This is a genomic window from Micromonospora sp. NPDC049366, from assembly GCF_044466625.1.
Classification (GTDB): Bacteria; Actinomycetota; Actinomycetes; order Mycobacteriales; family Micromonosporaceae; genus Micromonospora.
In genome coordinates, this window is record NZ_JBITMV010000020.1 from 95,767 (window position 1) to 110,176 (window position 14,410).

Below are 14,410 nucleotides of genomic sequence, written 5' to 3' on the forward strand. Positions count from 1 at the left end.
CCCGTCGGCGCTGCGGGTCCGCTGGCCCGGGCCGGCCGGCGCCGCCGACCCGGTGGTCCTCGGCCCGGTGGCCGCCGCCGCGGCCGTCGCCGCCTCCGTCGTGCCGTTCGACCGCCCGGGAGTGGGCTGGTTGCTGGCCTCGCTGGTCGGGACCGGCGCACTGGTCACGGCCGCCGTCGTGCGCCGCCGCACCGCCGCGGCCGAGCCTGCCGACTCTTCCGATCGGGCCGGCGGGGCACCGCCGACAGCCACACCCGCCGGGCCCACCCGGCCGGGCGGCACGGGGTCACCGACCGGCACACCCGCCCGGATGAAGCCGACGGAGCCGAGCCCGCCGACGGCAACGAGCCGGCCGTCGGCGGTAACCGGGCCGGGCAACCAGATGACGACGGGCGTCGGCCCGACCGGGGCGGCGACCGAGACGGCGACCGGGACCGGGCCGGCGACGGGGACCGGGCCGTCAGAAGCGGCGCCGGGTGGGGCGGGTGCGCCCGCGTCGACGGCCACAAGCCCAGACGGGGCGGGTGCGCCCACGTCGACGGCCACGAGTCCAGGCGGAGCGGCTGCGCCTGCATCGACGGCCCCGGCCGCGGGCGGCCACGGAGGGTCGGACGACGTCCGTCCCGGTGCCACGGGGGCATCGGGGCGGGCGGTCCGGCTCGCCTGGGCGGTCGCCACGATCGCGCTGGTCGGGGTCGGCTCGGTGCGGGCCGCCGGGTGGCTCTTCGTTCTCTGCCTGCTCGCCGCCGTGGTCACCGCGGGCCTCGCGCTCTCCGGTGGTCGTACCCCGGTGGGGATGCTGGTGTCGACGGTGCTCCCGGTGGCGGCGGCGACGCGGGCGCTGCCCTGGGCGGCCCGCGGCCTGGCCGACCGGCGGGCGGACGGGCGCGGTCTGGGGCGGATCGTCGCCACCATCGCGGTCTCGGTCGGGCTGCTCGCCGTCTTCGGGGTCCTCTTCTCCTCCGCCGACGCCATCTTCGCCGACCTGCTGACCAACCTGTTGCCGGACATCTCGGCGGCCGGGGTGACGACCTGGACGGTGCGGTGGGCGCTGATCGGTGCCGGGCTGCTGGGCGGGGCGTACCTGGTGACCCGCCCACCGGCCCTGGACGGGCTGCGCGGCGCGCCGGCCCCGACGGTCCGCCGGCTGGAGTGGGCGTTGCCGCTGGCCGCGCTCGACGCGCTCTTCGCCGCGTTCGTGCTCGTGCAGCTCACCGTGCTCTTCGGCGGCTCGGACCACGTGCTGCGCACCGCCGGCCTGAACTACGCCCAGTACGCGCGCGGCGGCTTCTGGCAGCTGCTCGCGGTCTCCGCGCTCACCCTGCTGGTGATCGGCGGGGCGGTGCGCTGGGCGCCGCGCGGCAGCCGGACCGACCGGGTGCTGATCCGGGTCCTGCTGGGCCTGCTCACCGCCCTCAGCCTGGTCGTCGTGGCGTCGGCGCTGTATCGGATGCAGGTCTACACGGAGGCGTACGGGGCGACCCGGCTGCGGCTCTTCGTGTCCACCGTCGAGCTCTGGCTCGGGCTGCTCTTCGTCCTGGTCGGGGTGGGCGTTCTCCGGCCGCGCGGCGGATGGCTGCCGCGACTGGTGGTGGGTACGGCGGTGGTCGCCCTGCTCGGCCTCGCGGCGATCAACCCCGACCGGTTCATCGCGGAGCACAACGTCGACCGTTACCGGGAGACGGGCCGGCTGGACGTCGGCTACGTCGCCGGACTCTCGGCGGACGCCGTACCGGCCCTGGACCGGCTGCCCGAGCCGCTGCGGTCCTGCGCGCTGCGGAGCCTCGCCGCCGCCGCGCCGGAGTTCGGCCTGGGGACGGCGAACCTGGGTCGGGCCCGGGCTCGGGCGTTGTTCGCCGCGCGCCCGGTGTCGGAGTGGGCGAGCTGCCCGGAGGCCTACCGCTGGTGACCTGCCCGGGGGCGGTTGTCCACAGGGGCGAGCCGTTGTCCACAAGTTGTCCACAGGCCGATCGACACCCTTGACATTCGGGCCGATCGGGCGAGACTGCCCAGGTGACCGCTGCCGACGACCGCGTACCGGCGCCGCGGGCCCCGGAGCCGTCCCCGCGTACGCGGATCGTGCTGGCCGAGGTGACCCGGCGCGACGATCGACTGCTGCGGACCCGCACCGAGCTGACCCAGCAGACCCGGGTCGGTGAGGCCCTGGTACGCGGTCTGGTGCGGGCCCAGCTGGCCCTGGCGCTGCGGCTCTCGCTGGTGGTGGCGATCGGCCTGGGCGGCCTGCCGTGGCTGTTCGCCATCGCGCCGTCGGTCGGGCAGGTCACGGTCTTCGGGGTCAACCTGCCCTGGCTGCTGCTCGGGGTGGTGAGCTTCCCGTTCCTCATCGCGGTCGGCTGGTCGTACGTGCGGCTGGCCGAACGCAACGAGCAGGACTTCACCGACCTGGTCCAGCGGCCGGAGCGCTGACGGTGGAGAACGGGCTGGTCGTCCCGGCGATCGTCGCGGTCACCCTGGTCACCGTCGGCATCGGCTTCTACGGGCTGCGGCTGGCCCGCACCACGTCCGACTTCCTGGTCGCGTCCCGGGCGATCAGCCCGACCTGGAACGCCGCCGCGATCGGCGGCGAGTACCTGTCGGCGGCCTCGTTCCTGGGCGTTGCCGGCCTGATCCTCAAGTACGGCGTCGACGTGCTCTGGTATCCGGTCGGTTTCGCCGCCGGCTACCTGGCCCTGCTGCTGTTCGTGGCCGCCCCGCTGCGCCGATCGGGTGCGTTCACCCTGCCCGACTTCTGCGAGCTGCGGCTGGGCTCCCGTCGCCTGCGCATCCTCGCCACCGCGTTCGTCATCTTCATCGGCTGGCTCTACCTGGTGCCGCAGCTCCAGGGCGCCGGGTTGACCCTCGCCACGGTGGCCGGCTCCGCCTACCCGGTCGGTGCCGTGCTGGTGGCCGTGGTCGTCACCGCCAACGTGGCGCTGGGCGGGATGCGGGCGATCACCTTCGTCCAGGCGTTCCAGTACTGGCTGAAGCTGACCGCGCTCGCCGTACCCGCGATTTTCCTGGCCCTCCAGTGGCAGGCCGACGCGCGCCCGCCGGTGACCCCGCCGGACGGGCCGGCGTTCCGGACCGCCACCACGGTCGTGGTCGAGCACGCGGCGACCCTCACCCTGCCCGACGGCACGTCCCGGGAGGTACGCCCCGGCGACGAGCTCTCCTTCGCCGCCGGCGACCCGGTGCCGAAGGTGTCCGGGGTGGCCATCGACGCCGACGACTGGCTGCTGCCCAGCGCCGCCGGGGACGACGACCGGGGGCTCTTCGCCACGTACTCGCTGATCCTCGCGACGTTCCTGGGCACCATGGGGCTGCCGCACGTCCTGGTGCGCTTCTACACCAACCCGGACGGGGCGGCCGCCCGGCGTACGACGCTGGTGGTGCTGGCGCTGGTGGGCGCCTTCTACCTGCTGCCCACCATCTACGGCGTGCTCGGCCGGATCTACACACCACAGCTGCTGGTCACCGGTCAGACCGACGCGGTGGTGGTGCTGCTACCCGAGGCCGCCCTCGGCGACGGCGTCACCGGCCGGCTGCTCGCCGCCCTGGTCGCCGCCGGCGCGTTCGCGGCGTTCCTGTCCACCTCGTCCGGCCTGCTCACCAGCGTGGCCGGGGTGATCTCGACCGACGTGCTCGGCCGCGGGTCGGTCCACGGCTTCCGGCTCGCCACGGTGATCGCCGGGGCGGTGCCCGCGGTGCTCGCGCTGAACGTGTCCGGGTTGGACGTCTCCCAGGTGGTGGGGCTCGCGTTCGCGGTGGCGGCGTCGAGTTTCTGCCCGCTGCTGGTGCTCGGCATCTGGTGGCGGGGGTTGACCGATCTCGGGGCCGCCGCCGGCATCCTGGTCGGTGGCGGCGCGGCGATCGGCGCGGTGCTGGTCACCGTCCTCGGGCCACCGCTGGACGGCTGGCCGGCCACACTGATCGCGCAGCCCGCGGCGTGGACCGTCCCGCTCGCCTTCGCCGTGATGGTGCTGGTGTCGATGGCCTCCCGCCGCCGCCTCCCCGCCGACGTGGGGGCCACGATGCTCCGCCTGCACACCCCCGAAGCCCTACGCCTCTGACCCCCTCCCCCGCCGCCCGCGAGGGGGCGACGGGGGAGGGGGCAGGCGGGTCAGCAGGTGGGGGTGGCGGTGCAGAGGCGGGCGGCCACCTTTCGGGCGTAGGGCTTGGCCTCGTCCGGCGTCGGCTCCTCGGCCAGCCAGACCTGCGCCACTAGGTCACCCTGCCGGACGAAGAGCCAGCGGCTCTGGCGGCCGTCGATGGACGATCCGACCATCAGCGACTCGTCACCGGCGAGCCCGGTTGCCAGGATCGACAGGGAGTCGCCCGCCCGCGCCGGACGGCAGCCGGTGACCAGTTCACGCACCCGGTCCATCGCGGTGGCGGCGTTACCGCCCGAGTGGCGGGTCACCCGCTCCGTCATCGAGCTGGTGGGCGAGTCGAACGAGACGCCCCGCCGGGCCACCTCGCCTGGTGTGATCGACGGGGACCGGTTGCCGCAGTAGATGGTCACCGACTCCAGGGTCCAGTCGCCGTCGAGGTCACTTCCGCTGTTTCGGAAGCCGGCGGGCAGGTCCGCGAGTTGCAGCATCGCGGCTGCCGGGATGCTCCGGTCGGTGGACCCGTCGGTCGGGCGGCCACTGGTCTTCGCCGGGCTCGACGGGGTGCCCTTGGTCGACGGTGAGCCGGTGGGGTTCGGGGAGCCGGTCGCGTTCGGGGCGGTCGACGGGGTCGCGCTCGGGGTCGGGGTCGGAGTCGGAGTCGGAGTCGGCGAGCCGGTCGCCGGTGGAAGCGGCGGGGCCGCGTCCGGGCCACCGGCGAAGGCGACCGCGCCGGTGGCGACCACGGCCACCGCGACGACCCCGGCGAGGCCGGCCACGATCCGCGTACGCCGGGTGCGCTGCCGGCCACGGTGACGCACCTGCTCGGTGGGAGCCCAGATGAGGTCCCGCGTGTCGTGAAGCATGTCGGTGAACAGCTGGTCAGGCATGGGTGACCTCCTCGGGGAGGGCGGTGTCGAGCAGGGCGGCCAAGGCTTTGCGGCCCCGAGCGAGTCGGGCCTTGACGGTGCCGGTCGGTGTGTTGGTCTGCGCGGCGATCTCGGCGACCGACAGGTCGGCCAGGTGGTGCAGGACGATCGCCTGCCGCTGCTCCTCGGGCAGCCTGCGGAGCGCCGTCACCAGGGCGACCGTGTTCTCCGACGGTGGCCCGACGCTGACGTCCCCACCCTGCCGGCGGTATGCCGCCAACCCGTTTCGCATCTTCCGCCATCGGTTGACCAGGAGGCGGTAACCGACCGTCCGCACCCACGCCTCCGGGTCGCCGTACCCGCTGATCTTCGTCCAGCGCTGCCAGGCCCGCACGTACGCCTCCTGGGCGGCGTCCTGGGCCTCGGCCAGGTCACCGCCGAGCGCGTAGAGCACGGTGACGACGCGATGTCTTGTCGCCCGGTAGAACTCCTCGAATCCGTCGTCCCTGTCCAATGTCCCTCCCCGTCGCGATCCTGCCCCTATCACCCGCCGTGGCGGGGTCCGGTTGCAGGCGACCCGGACACGGCGGCAGTCGAGAGGCGGACAGTGGCCGGCAGGGGGTGAGCCTCGGGGATGACGACACGTCATCCTCCGGCCGGAGCGGTAGCTGGCCCCTGCCCGATACGGTCGGACGCATGACTGGTGAGCACCCGGCGCTCGCGCTGCGCGGCCTGGCCAAACAGTTCGACGGCAAGGTCGCGGTGGCCGGCGTGGACCTGGACGTACCGGCCGGATCGTTCTACGGCCTGCTCGGCCCGAACGGCGCCGGCAAGACCACCACCCTGTCCATGGCGGTCGGGCTGCTCCGGCCGGACCACGGCCAGGCCTGGGTGCTCGGGCACGACGTCTGGGCCGATCCGGTCCGCGCCAAGCATCTGCTCGGGGTGATGCCCGACGGCGTACGCCTCTTCGACCGGCTCAGCGGGGCGGAACTGCTCGCGTACCACGGCCTGCTACGCGGCATGGACCCGGCGGTGGTCGACCAGCGTGCCGCCGAACTGCTCGACGTGCTGGCGCTCGGCGACGCCGACCGCACCCTCGTTGTCGACTACTCGGCCGGAATGAAGAAGAAGATCGGCCTGGCCTGCGCGCTGCTGCACGGGCCGCGCCTGCTGGTGCTCGACGAGCCGTTCGAGGCCGTCGACCCGGTCTCGGCGGCGCTGATCCGCGACATCCTCCAGCGGTACGTGGGCGGCGGCGGCACGGTCGTCTTCTCCAGCCACGTGATGGAGGTCGTCGAGCGGCTCTGCTCGCACGTGGCGATCCTCGCCGAGGGCACCATCAAGCGGGTCGGCACGATCGGCGAGGTCCGCGGCGAGCGCTCCCTGGAGGACGTCTTCGTCGAGGTGGTCGGCGGGCGCGTGGCGACCGGCGAGGAGTTGGCGTGGCTGTCCAACTGAGCGCGCCGACCGGCCCGGTCCGGCCGGTCCGCGCCCGGCACTTCGTCCGCCTCAAGCTGCGGGTGATGGGCAACAACTTCCGCGGTCAAGGGTGGCGTGTCGTCCTCTTCGTGCTCGGGGCGATCGCCGGGCTCTGGTTCGGCGCCAGCGGGCTCTTCGTGTTCGCCGCCCCCGGCCTGGCCGACGGCGGCCGGTACGCGTTCCTCGTCGCCGCCCTCGTCGGCGGTCTCCTGGTGCTCGGCTGGCTGCTGCTCCCCCTGATCTTCTTCGGCGTCGACGAGACCCTCGACCCGGCCCGGTTCGCGCTGCTGCCCCTGCCTCGCCGCACCCTGGTCACCGGGCTGCTCGCCGCGGCCCTGGTCAGCGTGCCGGTGATCACCGTGCTGATCGCGCTCGCCGGGCTGGTGGTCAGCGCGTCGGCGCTCGGCGGCTGGTCGGCCGGCCTGGTCGCCGCCGTCGGCGTGCTCGCCGGCCTGGTGCTCTGCGTCGCCGCCAGCCGCGCGGTGACCAGTGCCTTCGCCACGATGCTCCGGTCCCGGCGGGTCCGGGACCTGGCCGCCGTGCTCCTCGCGGTCGCCGCCGCGCTGATCGGGCCGGTGCAGATCTTCGGGCTCGCCGCGGTTCGGGACACCGACTGGGAGCGCCTGGACGGGCTGGCCCAGGTGATCGGCTGGACCCCGTTGGGCGCACCGTGGACCGTCGGGCTCGACGTGGCGCAGGGGCGGCCGTGGACCGTTCCGGTCAAACTGCTGATCACCGTCGGCACGCTCGTGTTGCTGCTGCTGTGGTGGTCACGCTCGCTGGAGTCGGCGATGGTCGGCGCGGCCAGCGCCGGCCCCGCCCCGGCCAGGCGTGGTGCCGTCGGCGGCGCGGTGGCTCAGCTCTTTCCGCGGGCGGCCGGCTGGGCCCGACGGGACAGGTTCGGCGCGCTGGTCGCCCGGGAGTGCCGCTACTGGTGGCGCGACGCCCGACGGCGGGCCAATCTGATCACCGTCGCGGTGGTGGGCATCTTCGTGCCCCTCGTGGTCAACCTGGGCGGCTCCGGCTTCACCGTCGGCGCCGGCGAGGGCCTGGCGGTCGGTGGGGGCGAGCTGTCACCGGTGCTGGTCAGCCTCTCGATGTTGTTCGTCGGGGTGCTGGCCGCGCTGACCCTGGCCAACCAGTTCGGCTTCGACGGCAGCGCGTACGCCGCGCACGTCGTGGCCGGGGTGCCCGGGCGGTTGGAGCTGCGCGCCCGGTTCACGGCCTTCTCGACGTACGTGCTGCCGATGCTGGCGGTCGTCGCCGTGGTGATCCCGCTGGTGCTGGGTGAGCCGGGCTGGATCGGCCTGACCGCCGGCGGTCTGCTCGCCGCGTACGGGGCGGGGCTGGCGGTGACCGGGATCGTCTCGGTGCTCGGGGCGTACGCGCTGCCCGAGACGAGCAACCCTTTCGCGCTGAACACGGGTGCGGGAGTGGCGAAGAGTTTCCTCAGCCTGCTGGCGATGGTCGGCTCGGCCGCGGCCGGCGTGCCGATGGTGCTGGCCGCGCTGCTGCTCGGGGACGTCTGGCTCTGGCTGGCCCTGCCGGTCGGCGCCGCGTACGGGATCGGTGCGGCACTGCTGGGCAGCTACGTGGCCGGGGACGTGCTGGACCGGCGCCAGCCGGAGCTGCTGGCGACGGTGACGCCGCGCCGCTGAGGAGGCGGTGCCGGAGCGGCACGCCGCTGGTGGCGGCCGGGCTCGTCGGCACCCGAACCGGGGGTCTCCCCGACAATCCTCGACGGTGGTCCTGCGGGTCCCGTTACGGTGCGCTCAGCCGCGTCCCGAGGAGTGCCGTCATGAGCAGTGCCACGCGCTACCGGACCGTGACGGTCGACGGACTGTCCATCTTCTACCGGGAGGCCGGCGCCCCGGATGCGCCGGTGCTGCTGCTCCTGCACGGCTTTCCGTCCTCGTCGCGGATGTTCGAGCCGCTGATGGACCGGCTCGCCGACCGGTTCCGGTTGGTCGCGCCCGACTATCCGGGGTTCGGGCACAGCGACGCGCCCGACCCGGCCTCGTTCGCGTACACCTTCGACCGGCTCGCCGAGGTGACGGCGCGCTTCACGGCGGCGGTCGGCATCGACCGCCACCTGCTCTACGTGCAGGACTACGGGGGACCGGTCGGCTTCCGGTTGGCCCGGTCCGCGCCGGAGCGGCTCACCGGGCTGATCGTGCAGAACGCGGTCGCCCACGAGGTCGGGCTGGGCCCGCTGTGGGAGAGCCGGCGGGCGTACTGGCGGGACCGGGCCGGCCACGAGGCCGCCGTCCGCGACAACTTCCTCTCCTACGACGCGGCCCGCACCCGGCACGTGGGCAGCGATCCGGAGCCCGAGCGCTACGACCCCGACCTGTGGACCGACGAGCACGCCTTCCTCAGTCGGCCCGGGCAGGCCGAGATCCAGCTCGACCTCTTCTACGACTACCGGACCAACGTGGCGTCGTACCCCGCCTGGCAGGACTGGCTGCGCCGGACCCGGCCCCGGCTGCTCGTCCTCTGGGGTCGCTACGACACCTCGTTCCAGGTGGCGGAGGTGGAGGCGTACCGCGCGGACGTCCCGGAGGCCGAGACGTACGTGCTCGACGGTGGCCACTTCGTGCTGGACACCCGCGCGGACGAGGTGGCCGCACTGGTGCGCGGCTTCGCAACCACCGGCCGCTGAACCGGTCACCCGGCACAATGTTTCACGTGAATCATGAGCCGGGCGCCGAGATCCACCACACCGACCCGTTCGCCGTGCCGAGCGGCCAGCGCTCGCCGGTGCGCCGGCTGCGCGGGCGGCTGGTGGCGCCGGTGACCCTGTGGACGGCGCCCGGACCGGCCGGTCTCACGGTGTCGTCGACGCTCGTGGCGGAGGGCGAACCGGACCGGCTGCTCGGCCTGATCGACGCCGAGTCGGACCTGTGGGCCGCGGTCGAGGCCGCCGGGCGGTTCGCGGTGTCGCCGCTGGCTCCGGCGCACCGCCAGCTCGCCGACCGGTTCGCCGGTCTCTTCCCGTCGCCCGGCGGCCTCTTCACGGCCGGGACCTGGACCGACACGCCGTACGGGCCGGTGCCGACGGATGCCGGCGGGTGGGCCGGGTGCCGGCTGGACACGGCACGGGAGTACGGCTGGGCGCTGCTGGTCGAGGCGACCATCGAGACGGTGGAGCTGGTGGACGAGGCCCTGCCACTGCTGCACTACCGGGGCCGCTACCACGAGCTGACCTGACCGTCACCGACCGCTGAACGGGGTGACCTGCGTCACTCGGCGCAGCCAACCCGCCGTTCGGCGCAGCCGCCGACCGGGGACGATCTCGCCCTTCCGCGTCGGGGACCGCGCTTTCTACCGTGCGCGAAAAATCCCCGACGCCTGTGAAGGTGGTGATCCACAGATGTCCACGGACACACCCGCGACGACCGCGTCCGAGCCGGACCGGTATGTCGCCGTACAACGGTCGGACGAGTTCGCCGGGCTGCGTCGTACCCTGCGCGGCTTCGTCTTCCCGATGACCGTCGCGTTCTTCCTGTGGTACGCGCTCTACGTCATCCTCTCCGCCTACGCACGGGACTTCATGGGCGCGAAGCTCATCGGCAACATCAACGTCGCGCTCGTCTTCGGCCTGCTGCAGTTCGTCTCGACGTTCGCGATCGCCTGGCTGTACTCCCGGTACGCCGACCGGAAGATCGATCCGGTCGCCGACCGGATCCGCGCCGAGATCGGGGAGGTGGAGAGTGAACACGGTCCTCGCGGCTGAGGCGGGCAACACCACCGCCCGCAACCTGACCATCACGCTGTTCCTGGTGTTCGTGGCGGTCACCCTGGCCATCACGATCTGGGCCAGCCGGCAGACCAAGACCGCCACCGACTTCTACGCCGGTGGCCGGTCGTTCTCCGGCTTCCAGAACGGCATGGCGATCGGCGGCGACTACATGTCGGCCGCTTCGTTCCTCGGCATCGCCGGCATCATCGCCCTCTACGGCTACGACGGCTTCCTCTACTCGATCGGCTTCCTGGTCGCCTGGCTGGTCGCCCTGCTGCTCGTCGCGGAGTTGCTGCGCAACTCCGGTCGGTACACGATGGCCGACGTGCTGGCGTTCCGCATGCGCCAGCGTCCGGTGCGTACGGCCGCCGCGGTCTCCACCATCACCGTGTCGATCTTCTACCTGCTCGCCCAGATGGTGGGCGCCGGCGCCCTGGTGGCGCTGCTGCTCGGCATCCGTCCGGGCACCACGTTCCTCGGCATGGACGCGGACGCCGCCAAGGTCGCCACCATCATCATGGTCGGCGCCCTGATGATCATCTACGTCACGGTGGGCGGCATGAAGGGCACCACCTACGTACAGATCGTCAAGGCGTTCCTGCTGATGGGCGGCGCGCTGATCATGACGCTGCTGGTGCTGGCGAAGTACAAGTTCAACCTCTCCTCGCTGCTCGGCGACGCGGCGGCGTCCTCGGGCAAGGGGGCGGCGTTCCTCGAACCGGGGTTGCGCTACGGGGTCGAGGTCGCCGGCAACTCGACGCAGACCTTCTACAACAAGATGGATCTGCTGTCGCTCGGCATCGCTCTGGTGCTCGGCACCGCCGGCCTGCCGCACATCCTGATCCGCTTCTACACCGTCCCCACCGCCAAGGCGGCCCGCAAGAGCGTGCTCTGGGCGATCGGCATCATCGGCACCTTCTACCTGCTGACCCTGGCGCTCGGTTTCGGCGCCGCGGCACTGGTGGGCAGCGAGGCGATCACCGCGCAGGACCGGGCCGGCAACACGGCCGCACCACAACTCGCCGAGGCGCTGGGGGTGGACTTCCTCGGTGGTGATCTCGGCGGGGCGACACTGCTCGCGGTCATCGCCGCGGTCGCCTTCGCCACGATCCTGGCGGTGGTGGCCGGGCTCACGCTGGCGTCGTCGTCGAGCCTGGCGCACGACTTCTACGCGAACGTCCTGAAGAACGGGCAGGCGTCGGAGCGGCAGGAGGTACGCGTCGCGCGGATCTCCGCCCTGGTGATCGGCGCGGTCTCGATCGCCCTGTCGATCTTCGCGCAGAGCCTGAACGTGGCGTTCCTGGTGGCGCTCGCGTTCGCGGTAGCCGCGTCCGGCAACCTGCCGGCGATCCTCTACAGCCTGTTCTGGCGGCGGTTCAACACCTCCGGCGCGGTGTGGGCCATCTACGGCGGTCTCCTCGCCGCGGTGGTCCTGGTCTTCTTCTCGCCGGTGGTCTCCGGGGCGCCGACCGCGATGTTCCCCGACCACGACTGGCAGTGGTTCCCGCTGTCCAACCCGGGCCTGCTCTCCATCCCGTTCGGCTTCCTCTGCGGATGGATCGGCACGCTCATCTCGAAGGAGCACGACGAGGACAAGTACGCCGAACTGGAGGTGCGCGCCCTCACCGGCGCCGGCGCTCACTGAGAGCCGCTGGTCAGGCACCCCCCGCCGACCAGCACCCCGGGCCCTCTCCCGTTCCGGGAGAGGGCCCGCCTCGTCCGGTCGGTTCCCGCGCGGTCGCGCGGGCAGCGTCGTCGCCTCCCGCGCGACCGACGGGCAGCGTCGTCGGCGAGGCCGGCTCACCTGCACGGTCGCCAGGGCGGGGGCCGGCGACGCTGAGTAGGCTGACCGGTATGAAGGTTGCAGCCCGTTTCGGCCCCGGTCACCGCATCCTCGTCACCGGGGGTGCCGGATTCGTCCCGTCACACCTGGTCGACGCCCTGATCGCGCGGGGCTGCACCGTGGTCGCGCTGGACAACTTCGTCACCGGTTCCAAGGAGAACGTCGCGCACCTGCACGACACCCCGACGTTCACCCTCGTCGAGGCGGACATCTCCGAAGGGCTGCCGACCCACCACCCGGCGCTGGCCGAGCGCTTCGACGCGATCCTGCACATGGCCTCGCCGGCGAGCCCCACCGACTTCGAGAAGCTGCCGGTCGAGATCCTCCGGGTCGGCTCGGTCGGCACCCTGCACCTGCTCGACCGTGCGCTCGCCGACGGCGCCCGGTTCCTGATGGCCTCCACCTCCGAGGCGTACGGGGACCCGAAGGAGCACCCGCAGCGGGAGACCTACTGGGGCAACGTCAACCCGATCGGCATCCGCAGCGTCTACGACGAGGCCAAGCGCTTCTCCGAGGCCGCCACGATGGCCTACCACCGCAGCCGGGGGCTGGACGCCGCGATCGTCCGGATCTTCAACACGTACGGCCCGCGGATGCGGCCCGACGACGGCCGCGCCATCCCCACCTTCATCTCCCAGGCGCTGCGCGGCGAGCCGCTCACGGTGCACGGCACCGGCGACCAGACGCGCTCGATCTGCTACGTGGCGGACCTCGTCCGGGGCATCCTGCTGCTGCTCGACTCGACCGAGACCGGCCCGATCAACTGCGGCACCGAGCACGAGATGACCATGCGGCAACTCGCCGAGACGATCGTGTCCCTCAGCGGAAGCAGCTCCGAGGTGACCTACATCACTCGCAGCGCGGACGACCCCGAGATGCGCCGGCCGGACCTGACCCGCGCCCGCGAACTGCTCGGCTACGAGCCCTCGGTGACGCCGGAGGACGGTCTCGCCCGCACGATCGAGCACTTCCGCGACCGCCTGGGCGGCTGACGACCGCGACCCGCGCCCCGGCGCCGGTCCGCGCCTGAGAGCGACCGTGGCTCAGGCTACGTACCCTGAGTGACATGTCCGCGTCCTCGTCTGCCGGCCTTCCGCTCCCGCACCTGCACCGCAGCTCCGGGCGCGCGTCCGTCCCCGGACGCCCGCGCGGCGCCACCGGCCGCGCCCGAGCGGCGGAGACGCGCCGGTATCCGTCGCCCGACGAGGGGCCCGGCGGTCCGTCCGGTCCGTCCGGGCCGGGCGGTCCGGGTGGTCCCGGTGGTCCCGGCGGTCCCGGCGGTCCCGGCCGGCGTGGCCCGCGACCCCGGTGGGGGCGGATCGGCCTGGTGGCCGGGGTCGCGGTGCTGGTGCTCGCGCTGCTCGGCGGCCTCGGCGGCTGGCTCTACGTGCGCAACCTCGACAAGGACCTGGCGCGCACCGACCCGTTCTCGGAGATCACCGGTGGGCGGCCGGCCAAGCCGGTGGAGGGCGCGCTCAACATCCTGCTCGTGGGCACCGACTCCCGGGACCCGGACGCCCCGGTCGACCAGGCCGGCAAGTGGCGCACCGACACGATCATCGTCATGCACGTCCCGTCGGACCACCAGCAGGCCTACCTGGTCTCGATCCCGCGTGACCTGTACGTGCCCATCCCCGAGTCGGCCGGCGCCGACTGCTCGGCGGCTCGGCGCGCGAAGATCAACGCGGCCTTCGCGTTCGGCGGGCTGCCGCTGGCCGTACGCACCGTCGAGTGCTTCACCGACGTCCGGCTCGACCACGTCATGGCCATCGACTTCGCGGGCTTCAAGCAGGTCACCGACGCGCTGGGCGGCGTCGACCTGAAGGTGGAGCGGACCATCACCTCGATCCACAAGCCCTACCGGACGTTCACCAAGGGCGTCAACCACATGAACGGCGCCGAGGCGCTGGACTGGATCCGGCAGCGCAAGCAGTTCCCGGACGGGGACTTCGCCCGGATGCGCCACCAGCAGGAGTTCCTCCGCGCCCTGATGGACAAGGCGGCGAGCAGCGGCACGCTGAGCAACCCGCGGAAACTGAACGCGTTCCTCCAGTCGGTGACCGACGCGGTGACCGTGGACCGGGGTTTCTCGTTGATGGACATGGCGGTCGAGTTCCGCAACCTGCGGGGCGAGAACCTCACATTCGTGACCAGCCCGAACTCGGGCAGCGAGACGATCAACGGGGAGTCGGTGGTGGTGTCCGACCGGGAGAAGGCGCTCGCGATGTACCGCGCGCTCTCCGCCGACACCATGGCCGACTGGATCAAGGCCAACCCGCCGAAGAACACGGACGGTGGCTGACCGGTTTCGGAAAGCCAACCGCCGATCGGTCGGCTAAAGACTGTCCGATCGGACAATCTGCCT

General features: G+C 72.8%; 12 protein-coding genes and 1 pseudogene. 11 read left to right on the plus strand and 2 right to left on the minus strand.

Annotation, left to right across the window (positions count from 1 at the left end; translation table 11 throughout):
- Positions 1-382: 382 nt before the first annotated feature.
- The 3 genes from ACIBTV_RS25915 to ACIBTV_RS25925 all read left to right on the plus strand — a co-directional run bounded on the left by ACIBTV_RS25915 (position 383) and on the right by ACIBTV_RS25925 (position 4,070).
- The gene (locus ACIBTV_RS25915) at positions 383-1,909 is read left to right on the plus strand and encodes a DUF4153 domain-containing protein (protein WP_396709023.1); all 1,527 of its coding nucleotides are present in this window, start codon (positions 383-385) and stop codon (positions 1,907-1,909) included.
- A 104-nt stretch (positions 1,910-2,013) separates the two neighbouring features.
- Positions 2,014-2,427 carry a hypothetical protein gene (locus tag ACIBTV_RS25920; protein ID WP_396708960.1) on the plus strand — a complete coding sequence of 138 codons (414 nt, stop codon included), beginning with the start codon at positions 2,014-2,016 and terminating at the stop codon, positions 2,425-2,427.
- Positions 2,428-2,429: 2 nt separating this feature from the next.
- Positions 2,430-4,070 (plus strand): cation acetate symporter, encoded by a 1,641-nt coding sequence (locus ACIBTV_RS25925; RefSeq protein ID WP_396708962.1) that lies wholly within the window; start codon positions 2,430-2,432, stop codon positions 4,068-4,070.
- 50 nt (positions 4,071-4,120) lie between these two features.
- Here ACIBTV_RS25925 and ACIBTV_RS25930 read toward each other — a convergent pair whose 3' ends face one another.
- Positions 4,121-4,999, minus strand: coding sequence for a hypothetical protein (locus ACIBTV_RS25930; RefSeq protein ID WP_396708964.1), 879 nt, complete (start codon positions 4,997-4,999; stop codon positions 4,121-4,123).
- On the minus strand, positions 4,992-5,492 hold the full coding sequence (locus ACIBTV_RS25935) for a SigE family RNA polymerase sigma factor (protein WP_396708966.1): 501 nt from the start codon (positions 5,490-5,492) through the stop codon (positions 4,992-4,994). The genes ACIBTV_RS25930 and ACIBTV_RS25935 overlap by 8 nt, the downstream gene beginning before the upstream one ends.
- A gap of 182 nt (positions 5,493-5,674) precedes the next feature.
- On the opposite strand from ACIBTV_RS25935, the gene ACIBTV_RS25940 reads away from it, so the two are divergent.
- The 8 genes and pseudogenes from ACIBTV_RS25940 to ACIBTV_RS25975 all read left to right on the plus strand — a co-directional run bounded on the left by ACIBTV_RS25940 (position 5,675) and on the right by ACIBTV_RS25975 (position 14,347).
- Positions 5,675-6,439 carry an ABC transporter ATP-binding protein gene (locus tag ACIBTV_RS25940; protein WP_396708968.1) on the plus strand — a complete coding sequence of 255 codons (765 nt, stop codon included), beginning with the start codon at positions 5,675-5,677 and terminating at the stop codon, positions 6,437-6,439.
- Positions 6,424-8,118, plus strand: a complete 1,695-nt coding sequence (locus ACIBTV_RS25945; RefSeq protein ID WP_396708970.1) for an ABC transporter permease — start codon at positions 6,424-6,426, stop codon at positions 8,116-8,118. The genes ACIBTV_RS25940 and ACIBTV_RS25945 overlap by 16 nt, the downstream gene beginning before the upstream one ends.
- 140 nt (positions 8,119-8,258) lie before the next feature.
- Complete coding sequence (locus ACIBTV_RS25950; RefSeq protein WP_396708972.1) at positions 8,259-9,122, plus strand: alpha/beta fold hydrolase; 864 nt, start codon at positions 8,259-8,261, stop codon at positions 9,120-9,122.
- Positions 9,123-9,133: 11 nt separating this feature from the next.
- A pseudogene (locus ACIBTV_RS25955) lies at positions 9,134-9,670 on the plus strand (flavin reductase family protein); the annotation flags it as partial.
- Positions 9,671-9,833: 163 nt separating this feature from the next.
- On the plus strand, positions 9,834-10,196 hold the full coding sequence (locus ACIBTV_RS25960) for a DUF485 domain-containing protein (protein ID WP_396708974.1): 363 nt from the start codon (positions 9,834-9,836) through the stop codon (positions 10,194-10,196).
- Positions 10,174-11,847, plus strand: coding sequence for a cation acetate symporter (locus ACIBTV_RS25965; protein WP_396708976.1), 1,674 nt, complete (start codon positions 10,174-10,176; stop codon positions 11,845-11,847). Before ACIBTV_RS25960 ends, ACIBTV_RS25965 begins: the two co-directional genes overlap by 23 nt.
- 209 nt (positions 11,848-12,056) lie before the next feature.
- Complete coding sequence (locus tag ACIBTV_RS25970) at positions 12,057-13,037, plus strand: NAD-dependent epimerase/dehydratase family protein (RefSeq protein WP_396708978.1); 981 nt, start codon at positions 12,057-12,059, stop codon at positions 13,035-13,037.
- 74 nt (positions 13,038-13,111) lie between these two features.
- Positions 13,112-14,347 carry an LCP family protein gene (locus ACIBTV_RS25975; RefSeq protein WP_396708980.1) on the plus strand — a complete coding sequence of 412 codons (1,236 nt, stop codon included), beginning with the start codon at positions 13,112-13,114 and terminating at the stop codon, positions 14,345-14,347.
- Positions 14,348-14,410: the final 63 nt, after the last annotated feature.

What these genes read in the sequence shown, in the direction of transcription:
- ACIBTV_RS25915 (WP_396709023.1), top strand. Translation starts at nt 383, where the DNA reads ATGACGACGGGCGTCGGCCCGACCGGGGCGGCGACCGAGACGGCGACC.
- ACIBTV_RS25930 (WP_396708964.1), bottom strand. Translation starts at nt 4,999, where the DNA reads ATGCCTGACCAGCTGTTCACCGACATGCTTCACGACACGCGGGACCTC.
- ACIBTV_RS25940 (WP_396708968.1), top strand. Translation starts at nt 5,675, where the DNA reads ATGACTGGTGAGCACCCGGCGCTCGCGCTGCGCGGCCTGGCCAAACAG.
- ACIBTV_RS25950 (WP_396708972.1), top strand. Translation starts at nt 8,259, where the DNA reads ATGAGCAGTGCCACGCGCTACCGGACCGTGACGGTCGACGGACTGTCC.
- ACIBTV_RS25960 (WP_396708974.1), top strand. Translation starts at nt 9,834, where the DNA reads ATGTCCACGGACACACCCGCGACGACCGCGTCCGAGCCGGACCGGTAT.
- ACIBTV_RS25970 (WP_396708978.1), top strand. Translation starts at nt 12,057, where the DNA reads ATGAAGGTTGCAGCCCGTTTCGGCCCCGGTCACCGCATCCTCGTCACC.
- ACIBTV_RS25975 (WP_396708980.1), top strand. Translation starts at nt 13,112, where the DNA reads ATGTCCGCGTCCTCGTCTGCCGGCCTTCCGCTCCCGCACCTGCACCGC.